The sequence below is a fragment of the Pseudomonas anatoliensis genome, from assembly GCF_017976235.1.
Taxonomy (GTDB): domain Bacteria; phylum Pseudomonadota; class Gammaproteobacteria; order Pseudomonadales; family Pseudomonadaceae; genus Aquipseudomonas; species Aquipseudomonas anatoliensis.
Genome location: NZ_JACVHC010000001.1, coordinates 24,475 through 42,441, shown reverse-complemented (window position 1 = coordinate 42,441; position 17,967 = coordinate 24,475). Strand labels below are relative to the sequence as shown.

Annotated in this window: 13 protein-coding genes; 6 read left to right on the top strand and 7 right to left on the bottom strand. The window is 59.0% G+C overall.

The features are described 5' to 3' along the window. Positions 1-52 precede the first annotated feature (52 nt). Complete coding sequence (gene tcuC, locus ICA16_RS00160) at positions 53-1,351, top strand: MFS transporter (protein WP_210699610.1); 1,299 nt, start codon at positions 53-55, stop codon at positions 1,349-1,351. Positions 1,352-1,532: 181 nt separating this feature from the next. On the opposite strand, the gene ICA16_RS00155 is transcribed toward tcuC, so the two are convergent. Then, positions 1,533-2,996, bottom strand: a complete 1,464-nt coding sequence (locus tag ICA16_RS00155; RefSeq protein ID WP_210699609.1) for a glyceraldehyde-3-phosphate dehydrogenase — start codon at positions 2,994-2,996, stop codon at positions 1,533-1,535. A 354-nt stretch (positions 2,997-3,350) separates the two neighbouring features. Between ICA16_RS00155 and mfd the strand changes: the two genes are divergently transcribed. Genes mfd through ICA16_RS00140 form a run of 3 tightly spaced genes read left to right on the top strand, consistent with a single transcriptional unit; the run spans position 3,351 to position 10,079 of the window. Then, a complete protein-coding gene (mfd, locus tag ICA16_RS00150) occupies positions 3,351-6,800 on the top strand; it encodes a transcription-repair coupling factor (RefSeq protein ID WP_150604501.1) in 3,450 nt (1,149 codons plus the stop codon). Positions 6,801-6,810: 10 nt separating this feature from the next. Then, positions 6,811-7,377, top strand: coding sequence for a CsiV family protein (locus ICA16_RS00145; protein WP_210699608.1), 567 nt, complete (start codon positions 6,811-6,813; stop codon positions 7,375-7,377). Positions 7,378-7,388: 11 nt separating this feature from the next. Further along, positions 7,389-10,079, top strand: a complete 2,691-nt coding sequence (locus ICA16_RS00140; protein ID WP_210699607.1) for a DEAD/DEAH box helicase — start codon at positions 7,389-7,391, stop codon at positions 10,077-10,079. Between the two features lie 137 nt (positions 10,080-10,216). Here the strand turns inward: ICA16_RS00140 and ICA16_RS00135 are convergent, their stop codons facing one another. From ICA16_RS00135 to ICA16_RS00125, 3 genes are all read right to left on the bottom strand, one after another. Beyond that, positions 10,217-10,954 (bottom strand): S-methyl-5'-thioinosine phosphorylase, encoded by a 738-nt coding sequence (locus ICA16_RS00135; RefSeq protein ID WP_210553177.1) that lies wholly within the window; start codon positions 10,952-10,954, stop codon positions 10,217-10,219. A 12-nt stretch (positions 10,955-10,966) separates the two neighbouring features. Beyond that, the gene (gene nagZ, locus ICA16_RS00130) at positions 10,967-11,977 is read right to left on the bottom strand and encodes a beta-N-acetylhexosaminidase (protein WP_150604505.1); all 1,011 of its coding nucleotides are present in this window, start codon (positions 11,975-11,977) and stop codon (positions 10,967-10,969) included. A gap of 158 nt (positions 11,978-12,135) precedes the next feature. Continuing rightward, on the bottom strand, positions 12,136-12,843 hold the full coding sequence (locus ICA16_RS00125) for a TetR/AcrR family transcriptional regulator (protein WP_150604506.1): 708 nt from the start codon (positions 12,841-12,843) through the stop codon (positions 12,136-12,138). A 229-nt stretch (positions 12,844-13,072) separates the two neighbouring features. Here ICA16_RS00125 and lexA point away from each other — a divergent pair, with 229 nt between their 5' ends. After that, complete coding sequence (lexA, locus tag ICA16_RS00120) at positions 13,073-13,681, top strand: transcriptional repressor LexA (protein ID WP_016775490.1); 609 nt, start codon at positions 13,073-13,075, stop codon at positions 13,679-13,681. A 10-nt stretch (positions 13,682-13,691) separates the two neighbouring features. Then, a complete protein-coding gene (gene sulA, locus ICA16_RS00115) occupies positions 13,692-14,165 on the top strand; it encodes an SOS-induced cell division inhibitor SulA (RefSeq protein ID WP_150604507.1) in 474 nt (157 codons plus the stop codon). A gap of 97 nt (positions 14,166-14,262) precedes the next feature. Here the strand turns inward: sulA and ICA16_RS00110 are convergent, their stop codons facing one another. The 3 genes from ICA16_RS00110 to topA form a co-directional block, all read right to left on the bottom strand. Next, positions 14,263-14,496: a hypothetical protein gene (locus ICA16_RS00110; protein WP_150592597.1), complete on the bottom strand. Its 234-nt coding sequence runs from the start codon at positions 14,494-14,496 to the stop codon at positions 14,263-14,265. A 106-nt stretch (positions 14,497-14,602) separates the two neighbouring features. Further along, positions 14,603-15,127 carry a DUF6586 family protein gene (locus tag ICA16_RS00105; protein ID WP_210553178.1) on the bottom strand — a complete coding sequence of 175 codons (525 nt, stop codon included), beginning with the start codon at positions 15,125-15,127 and terminating at the stop codon, positions 14,603-14,605. 143 nt (positions 15,128-15,270) lie between these two features. Next, entirely contained in the window at positions 15,271-17,904 is a 2,634-nt protein-coding gene (gene topA, locus ICA16_RS00100) for a type I DNA topoisomerase (protein WP_150617570.1), read from the bottom strand. Between the last annotated feature and the right edge of the window lie 63 nt (positions 17,905-17,967).

The following is a 17,967-nucleotide window of genomic DNA, read 5'->3' as shown; positions in this document are numbered from 1 at the left end:
CTCCGAAACGGATGCAACGCCTTCATACAAATTCAATAGTGAGTATCTGCAAATGTCCTCGACCACGGGCAACGGCAAAGCGATTTTTCGCGTTGTCAGCGGCAATTTCCTCGAAATGTTCGACTTCATGGTCTACGGCTTCTACGCCACGGCCATCGCCAAAACCTTCTTCCCGGCCGACAGCGCCTTCGCATCCCTGATGCTGTCGCTGGCCACGTTCGGCGCCGGCTTCCTGATGCGTCCATTGGGGGCGATTTTCCTCGGCGCTTACATCGACCGTCATGGCCGGCGCAAAGGCCTGATCATTACCTTGGCAATGATGGCCGCCGGCACCGTGCTGATCGCCTGCGTCCCCGGCTATGCAACGCTTGGCGTGGCAGCACCGTTGCTGGTGCTGTTTGGTCGCCTGTTGCAGGGTTTCTCCGCTGGCGTCGAATTGGGCGGCGTGTCGGTCTACCTGGCCGAAATCTCCACCCCCGGCCGCAAGGGCTTTTTCGTCAGTTGGCAATCTGCCAGCCAGCAGGCTGCCGTGGTATTCGCCGGCCTGCTCGGTGTCGGTCTCAATCACTGGCTGAGCCCGGAGGAGATGGGAGAATGGGGCTGGCGCGTGCCGTTTCTGATCGGCTGCATGATCGTACCGGTGATCTTCGTCATCCGTCGTTCGCTGGAGGAAACCCCGGAATTCCAGGCGCGTAAACATCGCCCTACCCTGCGCGAAATCGTCCGTTCGATCGGTCAGAACTTTGGCATTGTCATCGCCGGCATGGCGCTGGTTGTGATGACCACCGTGTCGTTCTACCTGATCACCGCCTACACCCCGACTTTCGGCAAATCCGAACTGCATCTGTCGGATCTGGACGCCTTGCTGGTGACGGTCTGTATCGGCCTGTCGAACTTCTTCTGGTTGCCGGTAATGGGTGCGGTGTCCGACAAGATCGGACGTAAACCCCTACTGCTCGCGGCGACAATTCTGGCGATTCTGACGGCTTATCCGGCGCTGTCGTGGCTGGTGGCCAATCCGAGTTTCAGCCATCTGCTCATCGTCGAACTGTGGTTGTCGTTCCTGTATGGCTCTTATAACGGTGCGATGGTGGTGGCGCTCACGGAGATCATGCCGGTGGAAGTGCGTACGACAGGATTCTCGCTGGCCTACAGCCTGGCGACGGCAACGTTCGGTGGTTTTACGCCAGCTGCGTGTACTTATTTGATTCATGTGCTGGGTAACAAAGCTGCGCCGGGGCTCTGGCTCACGGGTGCGGCTGCACTTGGGTTGATTGCGACGCTGGTGCTGTTTCGTGGCAACAGGCATGAGCTGCGTACTGCGCAAGCGGCTGTGGTCGGCGGAGCCTGACAGGACGCCATCGCTGGCAAGCCAGCGATGAGGGCATAAAGCAAAGATCGCAGCCTGCGGCAGCTCCTACAGAAATCAAATGCGATCTCCTGTAGGAGCTGCCGCAGGCTGCGATCTTTTGATCTTCCCCAAACAAAAACGCCCCGACACAAGTCGGGGCGTTTTCATGTGCAGCTAAGGCTTAGCGCGGGAACGCTGGCGGGTTTACACCGGCCATGTCTTCCATCACGCGAACCACCTGGCAGCTATAACCGAACTCGTTGTCGTACCAGACGTACAGAACAACGCGGTTGTCCTGAACGATGGTCGCTTCAGCGTCGACCACACCGGCGTGGCGCGAGCCAACGAAGTCGGTCGAAACCACTTCCTGCGAATTGACGAAGTCGATTTGCTTATGCAGATCGGAGTGCAGCGCCATGTAGCGCAGGTACTCGTTCATCTCTTCACGGGTGGCGGCTTTCTCAAGGTTGAGGTTGAGAATGGCCATCGACACGTTCGGCGTTGGCACACGGATCGCGTTACCGGTCAGCTTGCCGGCCAGTTCAGGCAGGGCCTTGGCAGCAGCGGTGGCAGCACCGGTCTCGGTGATAACCATGTTCAGCGCGGCGCTACGGCCACGGCGATCGCCCTTGTGGAAGTTGTCGATCAGGTTCTGGTCGTTGGTGTACGAGTGAACGGTTTCGACGTGACCATTGATGATGCCGAACTTGTCATTCACAGCTTTCAGCACCGGCACGATGGCGTTGGTGGTGCAGGAAGCGGCGGACACGATCTTGTCTTCAGCGGTGATTTCACCGTGGTTGATGCCGTGAACGATGTTCTTCAGCTTGCCTTTACCCGGCGCGGTCAGAACAACGCGGTCGATACCCGGGCACGCAAGGTGTTGACCCAGGCCATCAGCGTCACGCCATACACCAGTGTTGTCCACCAGCAGCGCGTCTTTGATGCCGTACTGGGTGTAATCCACCTCAGTCGGGTTCTTCGCGTAGATCACCTGGATCAGGTTACCGTTGGCGGTGATGGTGTTGTTTTCTTCGTCAATGGTGATGGTGCCGTTGAACGAACCATGGACCGAATCGCGACGCAGCAGGCTGGCGCGTTTGGTCAGGTCGTTGTCGGCGCCTTTACGCACGACGATGGCACGCAGACGCAGACCGTCGCCACCACCGGTTTTTTCGATCAGGATGCGCGCCAGCAGACGGCCGATACGACCGAAGCCGTACAGCACAACGTCAGTGCCTTTGCGGGCCGAGGCGTTTTGCTGGCCAACCACATCAGCCATTTCTTCACGAACGAACTGCTCGGCGCTGCGGCCATTGCCTTCGTTGCGGAATTTGAACGCCAACTTGCCCAGGTCTACTGAAGCCGCGCCGAGCTTGAGCTCGCTCATGGTTTTGAGCAGGGGGAATGTTTCGTGGACGGAGAGTTCGCTGTCGTCGGAAGAACGGTGGCGCGCAAAGCGGTGAGCTTTGAGAATCGCGATGACAGACTGGTTGATCAGGCTGCGGCCATAGATCGAGCTCACCACGTTGTTATTGCGGTAGAGCTGACCGATAAGCGGGATCATCGCTTCTGCGAGTGCTTCACGGTCGATCCATTCACCAAGACACTGGTCGGGCTTCTGAGTCACGGTAACCTTCCACATGTAGGGGCAGAAAAAAGGGGCTACATTATGCCGCTCAGAACCTCTTGTAGCAATGCGCGCTTGTCGCGCAAACGCTAACAAATTTCCGTTCAAAAAAATTACGCCCTTCTCCAGCCCAGTAAATACGCGGCCTCCAGCACAGTCAATTTTTCGACGACTGTTAGACGATGTCTGTAACCCTCCGAAACACCACGCGGTTTCGGCACTACATAACCGCTAAAAAAGTGCTGGTTTTTATGGTTACCACTACATTTCACCCAAACATCGAAGATAGACACAGTCTGCAACTGACAGGCAGCATCGGACGCCGCTACAATTACCGACTTTGTCGCAACGCCTGGAGCTCAACCTTCCGTGCCTGTTCTGCGTCTACCGCAACTCCCTGCCGAGGCAGGTAAACAGCATTGGGGCAATTTGCCCGGTGCCGCCCTGAGCCTGGCGATTGCCGAGGCTGCCAGCGCTGCCAAGCGCTTCACCCTGCTCCTGACCGCCGACAGCCAAAGTGCCGAACGGCTGGAACAGGAGCTGAGTTTCTTCGCCCCGGATTTGCCCGTCCTGCATTTCCCCGACTGGGAAACCCTGCCCTACGATCTGTTCTCGCCGCACCAAGACATCATTTCCCAGCGCATTGCCGCCTTATACAGGTTGCCGGAGCTGGCGCATGGCGTGTTGGTGGTGCCGATCACCACGGCTCTGCATCGTCTGGCGCCGACCAAGTTCCTGCTCGGCAGCAGCCTGGTGCTGGATGTCGGCCAGAAGCTCGACGTCGAGCAAATGCGCTCGCGGCTCGAAGCCAGCGGCTATCGCTATGTAGACACCGTCTACGAGCACGGCGAGTTCACCGTGCGCGGCGCGTTGATCGATTTGTTCCCGATGGGCAGCAAACTGCCCTATCGCATCGACCTGTTCGACGACGAAATCGAAACCCTGCGCACCTTCGATCCGGAAAACCAGCGTTCCATCGACAAGGTCGATTCGGTCAAGCTGCTGCCGGCCCGTGAGTTCCCACTGCAGAAAGACGCGGTCACCCGCTTCAAGGCGCGCTTCCGCGAGCGCTTTGACGTTGATTTCCGTCGCTGCCCGATCTTTCAGGATTTGAGCAGCGGCATCACACCGGCCGGTATCGAGTACTACTTGCCACTGTTCTTTGACGAAACCTCGACCCTGTTCGATTACCTGCCCCAGGACACCCAAGTGTTCTCGCTGCCGGGCATCGAGCAAGCGGCGGAGAATTTCTGGAACGACGTACGCAATCGTTATGAAGAGCGCCGCGTCGATCCTGCTCGTCCTTTATTGCCACCTGCCGAATTGTTCCTGCCGGTGGAAGATTGCTTTGCCAGGCTGAAGAGCTGGCCGCGCGTAGTTGCCAGTCAACAGGACGTGGAAGTCGGTGCCGGTCGCGAGCGCTTCCCGGCACAAGCGCTGCCGAATCTGGCGATCGAAGCCAAGGCCACGCAACCGCTGGCAGCGCTGGCAGGTTTCCTCGATGAATTCCCCGGACGCGTGCTGTTCACGGCAGAATCGGCGGGCCGTCGCGAAGTCCTGCTGGAGTTGCTCGAACGCCTGAAGCTGCGACCGAAAACCGTCGACAGCTGGCCGGATTTCGTCGCAAGCAAGGATCGCCTGGCGATCACCATTGCGCCGCTCGACGAAGGCCTGATGCTCGACGACCCGGCGCTGGCATTGGTCGCCGAAAGTCCGCTGTTCGGTCAGCGAGTCATGCAGCGTCGCCGTCGCGAGAAGCGCGCCGACGGCAACCACGACGCGGTGATCAAGAACCTCACCGAGCTGCGCGAAGGCGCGCCGGTGGTGCACATCGATCACGGTGTCGGCCGCTATCTGGGCCTGACGATTCTGGAAATTGACGATCAGGCTGCCGAATTCCTCACCCTCGAATACGCCGAGAACGCCAAGCTCTACGTGCCGGTGGCCAACCTGCACTTGATCGCCCGCTACACCGGCAGCGACGATGCACTGGCCCCGCTGCATCGCCTCGGCTCGGAAACCTGGCAGAAAGCCAAACGCAAAGCGGCAGAGCAGGTGCGCGACGTTGCCGCCGAATTGCTCGACATCTATGCCCGTCGCGCCGCTCGCGAAGGTTATGCATTCGCCGATCCGAAAGCCGATTACGCGACCTTCAGCGCCGGCTTCCCGTTCGAAGAAACGCCCGACCAGCAAACCACCATCGAAGCAGTGCGCGCCGACATGCTCGCGCCGAAACCGATGGATCGCCTGGTCTGCGGCGACGTGGGTTTCGGCAAGACCGAAGTGGCCATGCGCGCGGCGTTCATCGCCGTGCACGGCGGCCGCCAGGTTGCGATCCTGGTACCGACCACCCTGCTCGCCCAGCAGCATTACAACAGCTTCCGCGACCGCTTCGCCGACTGGCCAGTAAGCGTGGAAGTGATGAGCCGTTTCAAGTCCGCCAAGGAAGTGAACGCGGCGATTGCCGATCTGGCGGAAGGCAAGATCGACATCGTCATCGGCACGCACAAATTGCTGTCCGACGACGTGAAAATCAAAAACCTCGGGCTGGTAATCATCGACGAAGAGCACCGTTTTGGTGTGCGTCAGAAAGAACAGCTCAAGGCCTTGCGCAGCGAAGTCGACATTCTGACCCTGACGGCCACGCCGATTCCGCGCACGCTGAACATGGCGGTGTCGGGCATGCGCGACCTGTCGATCATTGCCACGCCGCCGGCGCGACGCCTGTCGGTGCGCACCTTCGTCATGGAGCAGAACAAGAGCACGGTCAAAGAGGCCCTGCTCCGCGAACTGCTGCGTGGCGGACAGGTTTATTACCTGCACAACGATGTGAAGACCATCGAGAAGTGCGCCGCCGATCTGGCCGAACTGGTGCCGGAAGCACGAATCGCCATCGGCCACGGGCAGATGCGCGAGCGCGAACTCGAACAAGTGATGAGCGACTTCTATCACAAGCGTTTCAACGTGCTGATCGCTTCGACCATCATCGAGACCGGCATCGACGTGCCGAGCGCCAACACCATCATCATCGAGCGCGCCGACAAGTTCGGTCTGGCGCAACTGCATCAGTTGCGCGGACGTGTCGGTCGCAGTCACCACCAGGCTTACGCCTACCTGCTGACGCCGCCGCGCCAGCAAATCACCTCAGACGCAGAAAAGCGTCTGGAGGCGATCGCCAATACTCAGGATCTCGGCGCCGGTTTCGTACTGGCCACCAACGACCTGGAAATCCGCGGCGCCGGCGAACTGCTCGGCGATGGCCAGAGTGGCCAGATTCAAGCCGTGGGCTTCACGCTGTACATGGAAATGCTTGAGCGCGCGGTTAAATCGATCCGCAAGGGCGAGCAACCGAATCTCGATCAACCGCTTGGCGGTGGCCCGGAAGTCAATCTGCGGGTACCGGCGCTGATTCCGGAAGACTATCTGCCGGACGTCCACGCCCGCCTGATCCTGTACAAGCGCATCGCGTCGGCCACCGACGAGGAAGGTTTGAAGGATCTGCAAGTCGAGATGATCGATCGTTTCGGCCTGCTGCCGGAGCCGACCAAGAATCTGGTGCGCATCACAGCCCTGAAGTTGCAAGCTGAAAAGCTGGGCATCAAGAAGGTCGACGGTGGCCCGCAGGGTGGACGCATTGAGTTTGAAGCGCAGACCCCGGTCGACCCGATGACCCTGATCAAACTGATTCAGAGCCAGCCAAAACGCTACAAATTCGAAGGCGCCACGATGTTCAAGTTCCAGGTGCCGATGGAGCGTCCGGAAGAGCGCTTTAATACTGTAGAGGCGCTGTTTGAGCGCCTCATCCCGAAAACTGCTTGAAGGACGCCGCATGCGCCTGTTTCGCTCACTGACTTTGCTACTCACTTTCGTAGCACCCATGGCGTTTGCCGATGACCTGTACCAGGTCGAAATGATCCTGGTGCGCCAGAACGCTGTGCCGGCAATCGTCAGCCGCGCCGCGCCGGAAGACTGGGCGGCCGGCGCCCAGCGTTTGGGCGACGACAGCAAACGTACGCCGGCGCTGAATGACGTCGTCACCAAACTCACTGCCAGCGGCGAGTACAGCGTAGTGATGCACAAGGCCTGGCAGCAAACCCTCGGTGAATCGTCGGTAAAAGTCGCGGTCAGCGAAGGCAACGAGCAATTCGGTCAGTTCCCGATCGAGGGTACGCTTGAGATGAAACTCGGGCGCTTTACCGACGTGGCTGCGGATTTTTGGGTCAATCAGATCGACGCCAATGGCCTGGTCACCGCCAGTGAGCGCCTGAAACAGGACAGCCACACCAAAAACGGCCAGCTCAATTATCTCGACAACGGCCATCTGGCCCTGCTGATCAAGATCACTTCCCTGACCGCGCCTGCGCCACGGGAAGCGCCTGAAGTCGTTCCGGACTGATCGAAGTCCTTATGTCCCCGCCCCTGAGTAAACCGTTGGCACCCTCCTGGGTCAGCCGATTCAAGGAACAGAGCCTGGAGCGTGGTCGCCGCTACGCCCTGGAAAACCGGGTACGCATTGCCCAGGTCGGCGATGCGACCATTACCGCCAGTTGCGAAGGCTCTGGCGGTAACGTCTACCGTCAGACCATTCACCTGCGCGAGTCAGCCAAAGGCACTTTGCTGTTGGTCGACGCCGCGTGCACCTGCCCGGTTCGCAGCAACTGCAAGCATTGCGCAGCGGTGCTGCTGAAAATCCAGGAAACCCTCGAGTACCCCGCCGCCGCAAAAGACGCCGAGCTGCTGGAAAAACTCCAGGCAGTGCTGGAAAACCGTGGCCCGAAGGCGCCACCGCAAGTGCTGGTCGACAACGTGCAACCAATGCCTCGCCTATGGCTGGCCAGCGTCGAGTTCAGCGCATTTGAACCGCGCAACGGCAAGATGCAGCGCTACATTCAGCATCGCGCGGCGTTGTCGTTCAGCTATCTGGACGAATACGTCAGCGGGCAGAAAAACAGCGACATCCTGATCCGCCAGGAAACCCAGACGCTGCGGATAAAACGTCACCCGGAAGTCGAACAGTCCTACCGCGAACAGTTAAGAATTCTCGGCTTTCGTATCGCCACCCGGCAGAGCAAAGCCCTGCCGGAAAGCGCTGGCGAACTGTATGAAATGGTCAATGACAGCGCCTGGCTGACCTTCACCCTCAACGAACTGCCAAAGCTGCGCACCCAAGGCTGGGAATTGCAGATCGATGAAGAGTTCGGCTTCGACCTGACCGCCGTGGATGACTGGTACGCCACGGTTGAACAGGCGCCGGAGCGCGACTGGTTTGACCTGGAACTGGGGATCATCGTCAACGGTGAGCGCCTGAGCTTGCTGCCAATCCTGCTCAACCTGATGCGCTCGCACGCGGAAATCCTCAATCCGGAGCGCCTCGCGCGGCGCCGTGACGACGAGCTGATTCTGGTCAACATTCCACAGCGCAACCTCGAGCACGGACCGTTGCAGGTGGCGCTGCCGCTGGGCCGGCTGAAACCGGTGCTGGCCACGCTCGGCGAGTTTTACTTGCAGGAACCGGGCGAAACCACCCTGCGCCTGAGCAAGGCTGACGCCACGCGACTTAATTCGCTGGAGGGTCTGCCGCTGCTGTGGGAGGGCGGCGAGCAGATCCGCACGTTTGCCCAGCGCCTGCGCGATATCCGTGATTTCAGCATCGAGGCCCCCGAAGGCCTGAACGCAACATTGCGTCCGTACCAACTCGAAGGCTTGAGCTGGATGCAGTCGCTGCGGCAGCTGGAAGTGGGCGGGATACTCGCGGATGACATGGGTTTGGGTAAAACCCTACAGACGCTGGCGCATATTCTCAGCGAAAAAATCGCCGGGCGCCTGGATCGTCCGTGCATGGTGGTGATGCCTACCAGCCTAATCCCGAACTGGCTCGATGAGGCGGCGCATTTCACGCCGCAACTGAAAGTGCTCGCGCTTTATGGCGCCAGTCGCAAAAAGCACTTCGACAACCTGGCTGACTTCGACCTGATCCTCACCACTTATGCGCTGCTGCCCAAGGACATCGAACGTCTGGTGCAACAGCCTTTGCATGTCTTGGTGCTGGACGAGGCGCAGTACATCAAGAACCCCAACAGCAAAGCGGCGCAAGCGGCGCGCGAGTTGAATGCTCGTCAACGCCTGTGCCTGAGCGGTACACCGCTGGAAAACCACCTGGGCGAGCTGTGGTCGCTGTTCCATTTCCTGCTGCCGGGCTGGCTTGGCGACGTCAAAAGCTTCAACGCCGACTACCGTGTGCCGATCGAAAAGCGTGGCAGCGAAGTCAGACTTCAGCACCTCAATGGTCGGATAAAACCGTTTCTGCTGCGTCGTACCAAAGAACAAGTGGCCACCGAGTTGCCGCCCAAAACTGAAATCATTCACTGGGTCGATCTCAACGAAGCACAGCGCGACGTGTACGAAACCATGCGCCTGGCCATGGATAAAAAAGTCCGCGACGAGATCACCCGCAAAGGCGTGGCGCGCAGCCAGATCATCATTCTTGAAGCATTGCTCAAGCTGCGTCAGGTTTGCTGTGATTTGCGCCTGGTCAACGGCGCCACCCTGCCCGCCCGCGGCAGCACTTCCGGCAAGCTCGACAGCCTGATGGAAATGCTCGAAGAGCTATTCGAAGAAGGTCGGCGGATTCTGCTGTTCTCGCAGTTCACTTCGATGCTGTCACTGATCGAGGATGAACTGAAGAAACGTAAAATCTCCTATGCCCTGCTGACCGGCCAGACCCGTGATCGGCGTACACCAGTGAAGGAATTCCAGAGCGGCAATCGTCAGATCTTTCTGATCAGCCTGAAGGCCGGTGGTGTTGGCTTGAACCTGACCGAAGCGGATACGGTGATTCACTACGACCCGTGGTGGAACCCCGCGACCGAAAATCAGGCGACCGATCGCGCGTACCGCATCGGTCAGGAGAAACCGGTGTTCGTTTACAAGATGATTGCCCGAGGCACGGTGGAAGAGAAGATTCAGCACTTGCAGAAAGAGAAGTCTGATCTGGCAGCGGGTGTGCTGGATGGGCGCAAGGCTGGAGACTGGAAGCTGCAGAATGACGATATTGAAGCGTTGTTTGCGCCGTTGCCGGATAAGCTCGACAAGCGTTGAGATCTTCAGCGCCAGTTAGATCGTCATCGCTGGCAAGCCAGCTCCCACAGTGATTTGGGATTGAACACTATTTTGTGAACAATACAAAAACCTGTGGGAGCTGGCTTGCCAGCGATGGAGTCAACTCGCAGGCCTGATCAGCCTTTGAGCACCCGCGCCAACGTCGATTTCACCTTGCCCATGCCGTCATGCAACGCCTGCTCAATCTCGGCCATGGTGATCACTTGCGTGGTCTTGCCCGCCGCCGGGTTCACCACCAGCGCCAGACACGCGTAATCAAGATCCAGCTCGCGAGCCAGCGCTGCTTCCGGCATGCCAGTCATGCCAACAATGTCGCAACCATCTCGCTCCAGACGTACGATCTCGGCGACCGTTTCCAAACGCGGGCCTTGGGTGCAGGCATAAACACCCTGATCGCTGTACTCGCAACCTTCGGCAGCCACTGCCGCAATCAATTGCTGACGCAGCGGCTCGCTGTAGGGAAAGCTGAAATCGATGTGAGTGACCTGTTCCAGGTCATCGGCGAAAAAGGTGTGCTCACGACCGCTGGTGTAGTCGACGATTTGATGTGGTACGCAGAAATGCCCGGTGCCCATCGCCGGATGAATCCCGCCCACGGCGTTGACTGCGATGATCGCTTCGGCGCCGGCCTGCTTCAACGCCCACAGGTTGGCGCGGTAGTTGACCTTGTGCGGTGGAAAGCGATGCGGGTGCCCGTGACGCGCGAGGAACAGCACTTCCTTACCGGCGTATTCGCCAATCTGCACGTCGGCCGAAGGCGCACCATATGGCGTGTCCACTGCCAGCGACTGGCGAATGCTCAAGCCCTCGAGCTGGGTCAGGCCCGTGCCACCGATGATTGCGTAAACCGTCATAACGAAAAATCCTTAGTCGATCAGCTGGGCATCTTTGAGCGCGCCGATAGCGGTGAGCCAGCGCGGATTCTGGCGATAATCGGTACTGGCAAATGCCTGACCGCGCATACGGGCGATCCGGGCGGACGGTTTGACCTTCAGGCGTTGCGCGGCGCTCAAAGCGAGTTCGGCAGCGGCGCGGTCGTTGCACACCAGGCCCATGTCGCAACCGGCAGTCAGCGCAGCTTCGATGCGGCTGGCGGCGTCGCCGACCACGTGAGCGCCGGCCATCGACAGGTCGTCGCTGAAGATCACGCCGTCGAACTGCAACTCGCCGCGCAGGATGTCCTGCAACCAGCGTCGCGAGAATCCTGCGGGCTGCGAATCCACCTGCGGATAGATAACGTGCGCCGGCATGATCGCGGCCAGTTGTTTGCTGAGTTTGGCGAACGGCACGAGATCGTTGGCGCGGATCTCGTCAAGGCTGCGCTCGTCGTTGGGGATCGCAACGTGGGAGTCGGCTTCGGCCCAACCGTGACCGGGGAAATGCTTGCCAGTGGCGGCCATACCGGCACTGTTCATGCCGCGAATAAAGGCGCCAGCGAGCAACGCGGCACGCTGCGGATCACCTTCAAACGAACGAGTGCCGACCACGGCGCTGCGCTGATAATCCAGATCAAGCACCGGCGCGAAGCTCAGGTCGAGGCCCACGGCCAGCACTTCGGTGGCCATGATCCAGCCACATTGCTCAGCCAGGTATTCGGCATTCGGGTTGTCAGCGATGGCGCGCATGGCCGGCAGGCGTACGAAGCCCTGACGCAGACGCTGCACGCGACCGCCCTCTTGATCCACCGCCAGCAGCAAATCCGGGCGAATCGCACGGATCGCCGCGCTGAGCTCACGCACTTGGCGCGGATGCTCGATATTGCGCGCGAAAATGATCAGGCCGCCCACTTCGGGCTGACGCAACAATTGGCGATCTTCGGCCGTCAGCCAGGTACCGGCGACGTCCACCATCAACGAGCCTTGCAGGCCAGCAGTCATAGAGATTCCTTGAAAACGAAAAACCCGATCCGCAACAAATCGCTACCGTGAGCAATGCTCGGCAGGTCAGCAATTTCTTTTAGGATCGGGTTCAGAACGAGAGTCGGCATGGGCGGCTAGCTTAGCGGATACAAGCTGCCGCGCCCACCCGTGCGCGGTTAAACCTTGGCGGCGACCGGCGTTGATTTGCTGCGCGGGCGCAATTGCGCAGTGGCCATGGCAGCGTCGGTGACACCGGAATCGGCGCGCATGCCCGCCGCGAGGAACGGCACCATCAGGCGCATGACCTGCTCGATGGAGGTATTGACGCCGAAATCTGTCTCGGCAATCGCGCGCAACGCCTTGATGCCGGACATGCTGAACGCGGCGGCGCCGAGCATGAAGTGCACGCGCCAGAACAATTCAATCGGGGGAATGTTAGGTGCTGCTTCGTTGACCAGCAGCATGTAGCGACGAAACACCTTGCCGTACATGTCTTCCAGGTAACGGCGCAGGTGACCCTGGCTTTGACTGAACGCGAGACCGAGCAGGCGCATGAAGATCGACAGGTCGTTACCGCTGCGAGGCTGAACCACGAGGGCTTGTTCGACGAGGATTTCCAACAACTCTTCAAGGGTCGGCTTGTTTTCAGGTTTGGCCTGACGGCGTTCCAGCTCTTTATCGAGACTGGCGCAGAAAGGTCCGAGGAAGCGCGAGAACACCGCCTGAATCAGCGCTTTCTTGGAGCCGAAATGATAGTTGACCGCAGCCAGGTTGACGCAAGCCTTGCTGGTGATCAAACGCAACGAGGTTTCAGCGAAACCTTTCTCCGCGAACAACTGCTCGGCAGCATCAAGAATGCGTTCAACGGTTTCCGACTGGGCCATGGCTACTCCGCCTGACAAACACTTGTTTGAAACATACGTTTCAGCCTGTGTCTTGTCAAGCCTGTCGGTTCTTTTTGGGAATGGTCAGTCATCTATTTAACCACACAAGGGCGACGCATTAATAAGCACGTCCACTGACCGTCTGGCGGCAGGTAAAAAAACGGGCATTGCCAAGACCGATTCACTGTATATAATCCCAGTCACTGTATAAAAAGACAGAGCGATCATTATGCTAAAGCTGACGCCACGCCAAGCCGAGATTCTGGCCTTTATCAAACGTTGCCTCGAAGACAACGGTTATCCGCCAACACGTGCGGAGATCGCTCAGGAACTGGGCTTCAAGTCGCCCAACGCGGCAGAAGAACACCTCAAAGCGCTGGCCCGCAAAGGCGCCATCGAGATGACTCCGGGTGCCTCACGCGGTATTCGCATCCCTGGCTTCGAAGCCAAGGCGGATGACTCTACCCTGCCGATCATCGGCCGTGTCGCTGCCGGCGCGCCGATCCTCGCCCAGCAGCACATCGAAGAATCCTGCAACATCAATCCGACCTTCTTCCATCCACGCGCCGATTATTTGCTGCGTGTACACGGCATGAGCATGAAGGACATCGGCATTTTCGACGGTGACCTCCTCGCAGTCCACACCACCCGCGAAGCGCGTAACGGCCAGGTCGTTGTCGCCCGTATCGGCGATGAAGTGACGGTCAAACGCTTCAAGCGCGAAGGCAGCAAGGTCTGGCTGATTGCCGAAAACCCCGAGTTCGCCCCTATCGAAGTCGACCTGAAAGATCAGGAACTGGTGATCGAAGGCTTGAGTGTCGGCGTAATCCGCCGCTAAAGGAGGCTCTATGCAGTTCCCACACACACCTCAGCAAACACAACTGCCTTTATTCGAAGCGTTTCTGGCGCAACCGATGGCGCCGATCCTCAAAGAAGTGGTCGAGCGCGAATGGAATGCCGAACCTGAAGTATTCAGTGAGCTGTCTCTGCGCGGTGCGGCCGGGAACTGCCTGAATCTGCTGGCTCCGATCCTTCGCGAATTGAGCGAGGATCAGGACGCTCGCTGGCTGACGTTGATCGCACCGCCCGCAAGCCTCACGCAGACTTGGCTGCGCGATGCCGGCCTGAACCGCGAACGCATTCTCCTGCTGCAACCGCGCGGCACTCAAAGCGCTCAGCAATTGGCGTGCGAGGCATTACGTCTGGGCCGCAGCCACACAGTCGTTACCTGGCTCAACCCGTTGAACACAAGTTCACGGCAGCAGTTGGTCAGCGCTGCGCGCACGGGCGACGCTCAGAGCCTGAACATTCGATTGGGTTGATTTGCAAGTTACACGCGCTGTGTGAAGCGCAGGGCTTCTCCAAGGATAGAGAAGCCGATCTGAAGCGGTAGTGACAAAAACCAAAAGCCGTCGGGAATCAATGAAGAACCCGCGACCCTTCATCTTTATCAAACTCACCTTCGATCATTCGGCCTGCCATCTGCACGCCAACGCTCAACATCGCTTTTGCGATTTCCACGTGCTGGCCCTGCAGGAATGTCTTGGCGTCCTCGGAGAAATCCAGAGTCACCAGAGACCCCTCGTCCTCAGCCCTGCGCAGTTCGATTCGGCCGTCGGGTAACTCGACAATTTCTAGAAAGGACGTTGGCATATAGGTCTGTTCTCCACGAAAGGCAGGCATTATATAGACATCATTCAGGCTTCGCTCATGATCTTGACCAGCAGCATGTTTCAGATTGCCACCGTGTCAATCATCGTCAGCACTCGTTCAAACCCTCGCGAAAACGAATAGCCAGGCTCTTGAGGTTCTGCCGCCAATCCTCAAGCTCCTCTCGGCTCAACTCTTGCGGCGCCTCTTCTTCATCCAGATTAACGGCCTGAATCAACGGCTGTGTCACATCGCCCTTGGGCTTATGTGGCACGCGAGGCGGTTGGAACAATGCCGAATGCGCTGCCAGCAGTTTTGCCAACCAGGTTTGCGGATTGCCTGCCAGCTCAACCATTTCCGCCAGCTCGGGAATCGCGATCGACTCGAGCACTTCACGCGTCAACAGCATCTCGGCCCGTGGTGCGCTAGCCTGAGGCAGGCGATAGAACCCGGCAATTTCATGGCACAGCCCCAATAGCGCGCCATAGAGGTGGAACAACGCCGACTCACGTCCAGCCTGAATCAGCGCCAGAGAGTTCATCGCCCGCCCTTCTTCAGCTCGAGCCAGGGCTTCCAGCGACAGGCCAGCGAAATAGATTTTCTGATTGGTGCGGGTATAGAGCTCGTGGGCCATGACGGCAGCCTCCACAACGAAATAATTGCTTCACACAGACCGGACAGTGTCGTGGATCAACTGATCACACCGCAAGCACAAAACAAAAAGGCCGCATGAAAACCCGAGGGTTCTCATGCGGCCTTTCAGTATCAGACTAACGCTTACTCAGCCTTGGCCTTCGTAGAGCGCTTGTCTTCAACAGTCCACTTGCCGCCGTCGTAGTAAGCCTTCCAACCGGTAGGCTTGCCATCGACTTCGGTCTGCACGTACTGTTCCTTGGTCTTGCGGCTGTAGCGGATAACCGCTGGCAGACCATCAGGATCCTTCTTCGGCGCTTCACAGAGGAAGTGGTACTTCGGATCGATCTCATCCTTGTGCGGCACAATCTCGATCACCAGCGGAGCGCGAGTCTCGCGGTTTTTCGGGAACTGACTGGCCGCCAGGAACAGACCGGACGCACCGTCGCGCAGGATGTAGGTGTCGTTGACCTTTTCGCATTTCAGCTCAGGCATCTTCACCGGATCCATCTTCGGCGGCGCCGCGTCACCGCTCTTCAGCAGTTTGCGGGTGTTCTTGCACTCCGGGTTGGTGCACCCGAAGAACTTGCCGAAACGGCCGGTCTTGAGCTGCATCTCGCTGCCGCACTTGTCGCACTCCAGGCTCGGACCTTCGTAGCCCTTGATGCGATAACTGCCCTCTTCGATTTCGTAGCCGGCGCAATCCGGGTTGTTACCGCAGATGTGCAGCTTGCGCTTCTCGTCGAGCAGGTAAGCGTCCATCGCCGTGCTGCAGATCGGGCAGCGATGCTTGCCACGCAACACCAGCGACTCCGACTCACCCTCATCGTCCGCAGCGATCTCGTCGCCCGGCACGAGGTTGACGGTGGCCTTGCAGCGCTCTTTCGGCGGCAGGCTGTAGCCCGAGCAACCGAGGAACACGCCGGTCGATGCGGTACGGATCTGCATCGGACGGCCGCAAGTGGTGCACGGAATGTCGGTCATGACCGGCTGGTTGGCACGCATGCCGCTTTCAGGATTCTCGGCTACTTCGAGTTTCTTTTTGAAGTCGCCGTAGAACTCGTCCAGCACGTTCTTCCAGTCGCGCTCGCCTTGGGCCACGTCATCGAGGTTCTCTTCCATGCCGGCTGTGAAGCCGTAGTCCATGAGGTTCGAGAAGCTCTCCGAGAGACGCTCGGTAACGATATCGCCCATCTTTTCCGAATAGAAACGACGGTTGTGCAGGGTCACGTAACCGCGATCCTGGATGGTCGAAATGATCGCAGCGTAAGTCGAAGGACGACCAATGCCGCGTTTTTCCATTTCTTTAACCAGGCTGGCTTCCGAATAACGCGCCGGCGGCTTGGTGAAGTGCTGGGTCGGATCAAGCTTGATCAGCTTCATCACGTCGCCCTGCGCCATATCGGGAAGAACGTCGTCATCGCCAGGTTTGGCAATCTGCGGCATTACACGGGTGTAACCGTCAAACTTCAGGATACGACCCTTGGCGCGCAGCTCGAAATCACCAGCGCCGACACTGACAGTCGTCGACAGGTATTGCGCCGGCAGCATCTGGCAAGCCAGGAACTGACGCCAGATCAGCTCATAGAGACGCTCGGCATCACGCTCCATGCCCGCCAGCTTGCTCGGAATGGTGTTGGCATCGGAGGGACGAATGGCTTCGTGAGCCTCTTGTGCGCCTTCCTTGCTGCTGTAGACGTTCGGCGTTTCCGGCAGGTACTTCTTGCCGAATTCGTCTTCGATGTAAGCACGCGCCATCGTCACGGCGTCTGCCGAGAGGTTGGTCGAGTCGGTACGCATATAAGTGATGTAGCCGGCTTCATACAGACGCTGGGCCATCATCATGGTTTTCTTCACGCCGAAGCCCAGACGGTTGCTCGCCGCCTGCTGCAGGGTGGACGTGATGAACGGCGCCGACGGCTTGCTGCTGGTCGGTTTGTCTTCGCGCTTGACGATGCTGTAGCTGGAGGACTTGAGCTTCTCCAGTGCAGCCATGGCCTGAGCTTCGTTGAGCGGTTTGAAGGCTTCGCCCTTTTCACGCGCTACTTCGAAACGTACGGTCGAGCCTTTGGCGCTGCCAAGATCAGCATGCACTTCCCAGTACTCTTCCGGGTTGAACGCGCGAATTTCACGCTCACGCTCAACCACCAGTTTCACGGCAACCGATTGCACACGACCGGCGGACAGGCCACGGGCGATCTTGGCCCACAGCAGCGGCGAGACCATGTAGCCCACAACGCGGTCGAGGAAGCGGCGCGCCTGCTGAGCGTTGACGCGATCGATGTCCAGCTCACCCGGCTTGGAGAAGGCTTCCTGAATCGCCTTCTTGGTGATTTCGTTGAACACCACGCGCTTGTAGCGGCTGTCGTCACCACCGATGGCTTCGCGCAGGTGCCATGCAATGGCTTCCCCCTCGCGATCCAAGTCGGTTGCGAGATAGATGGTGTCAGCATCCTTGGCGAGCCGGCGCAGCTCTTCGATGACCTTTTCCTTGCCCGGGAGGATCTCGTACTTGGCTTTCCAGCCATGATCGGGATCGACACCCATACGCGAGACCAGCTGCTTGCGCGCTTTCTCTTTCGGCGTGAGCACCGGACCTTCGCCTGCGGCAGCCTTGCCGCGCTTGGCGGCTGGCTCTTTGCTGGCGCTAGCCGAACCGCTGGTGGGCAGGTCTCGGATATGGCCGATACTCGACTTCACCACGTATTGGTTGCCCAGATACTTGTTGATGGTCTTGGCCTTAGCCGGGGATTCCACAATGACCAGCGATTTGCCCATGGATCAGAAAATTCCTGAATTCTAGAAGTGAAAGGCGGTTGGCGCCTGACGCGGCACCGCTAT

Coding starts and splice junctions, on each gene's coding strand:
- lexA (WP_016775490.1), top strand. CDS start 13,073: ATGCTAAAGCTGACGCCACGCCAAGCCGAGATTCTGGCCTTTATCAAA.
- ICA16_RS00110 (WP_150592597.1), bottom strand. CDS start 14,496: ATGCCAACGTCCTTTCTAGAAATTGTCGAGTTACCCGACGGCCGAATC.
- nagZ (WP_150604505.1), bottom strand. CDS start 11,977: ATGACTGCTGGCCTGCAAGGCTCGTTGATGGTGGACGTCGCCGGTACC.
- ICA16_RS00105 (WP_210553178.1), bottom strand. CDS start 15,127: ATGGCCCACGAGCTCTATACCCGCACCAATCAGAAAATCTATTTCGCT.
- ICA16_RS00155 (WP_210699609.1), bottom strand. CDS start 2,996: ATGTGGAAGGTTACCGTGACTCAGAAGCCCGACCAGTGTCTTGGTGAA.
- ICA16_RS00135 (WP_210553177.1), bottom strand. CDS start 10,954: ATGACGGTTTACGCAATCATCGGTGGCACGGGCCTGACCCAGCTCGAG.
- ICA16_RS00145 (WP_210699608.1), top strand. CDS start 6,811: ATGCGCCTGTTTCGCTCACTGACTTTGCTACTCACTTTCGTAGCACCC.
- ICA16_RS00125 (WP_150604506.1), bottom strand. CDS start 12,843: ATGGCCCAGTCGGAAACCGTTGAACGCATTCTTGATGCTGCCGAGCAG.
- tcuC (WP_210699610.1), top strand. CDS start 53: ATGTCCTCGACCACGGGCAACGGCAAAGCGATTTTTCGCGTTGTCAGC.
- ICA16_RS00140 (WP_210699607.1), top strand. CDS start 7,389: ATGTCCCCGCCCCTGAGTAAACCGTTGGCACCCTCCTGGGTCAGCCGA.
- sulA (WP_150604507.1), top strand. CDS start 13,692: ATGCAGTTCCCACACACACCTCAGCAAACACAACTGCCTTTATTCGAA.
- topA (WP_150617570.1), bottom strand. CDS start 17,904: ATGGGCAAATCGCTGGTCATTGTGGAATCCCCGGCTAAGGCCAAGACC.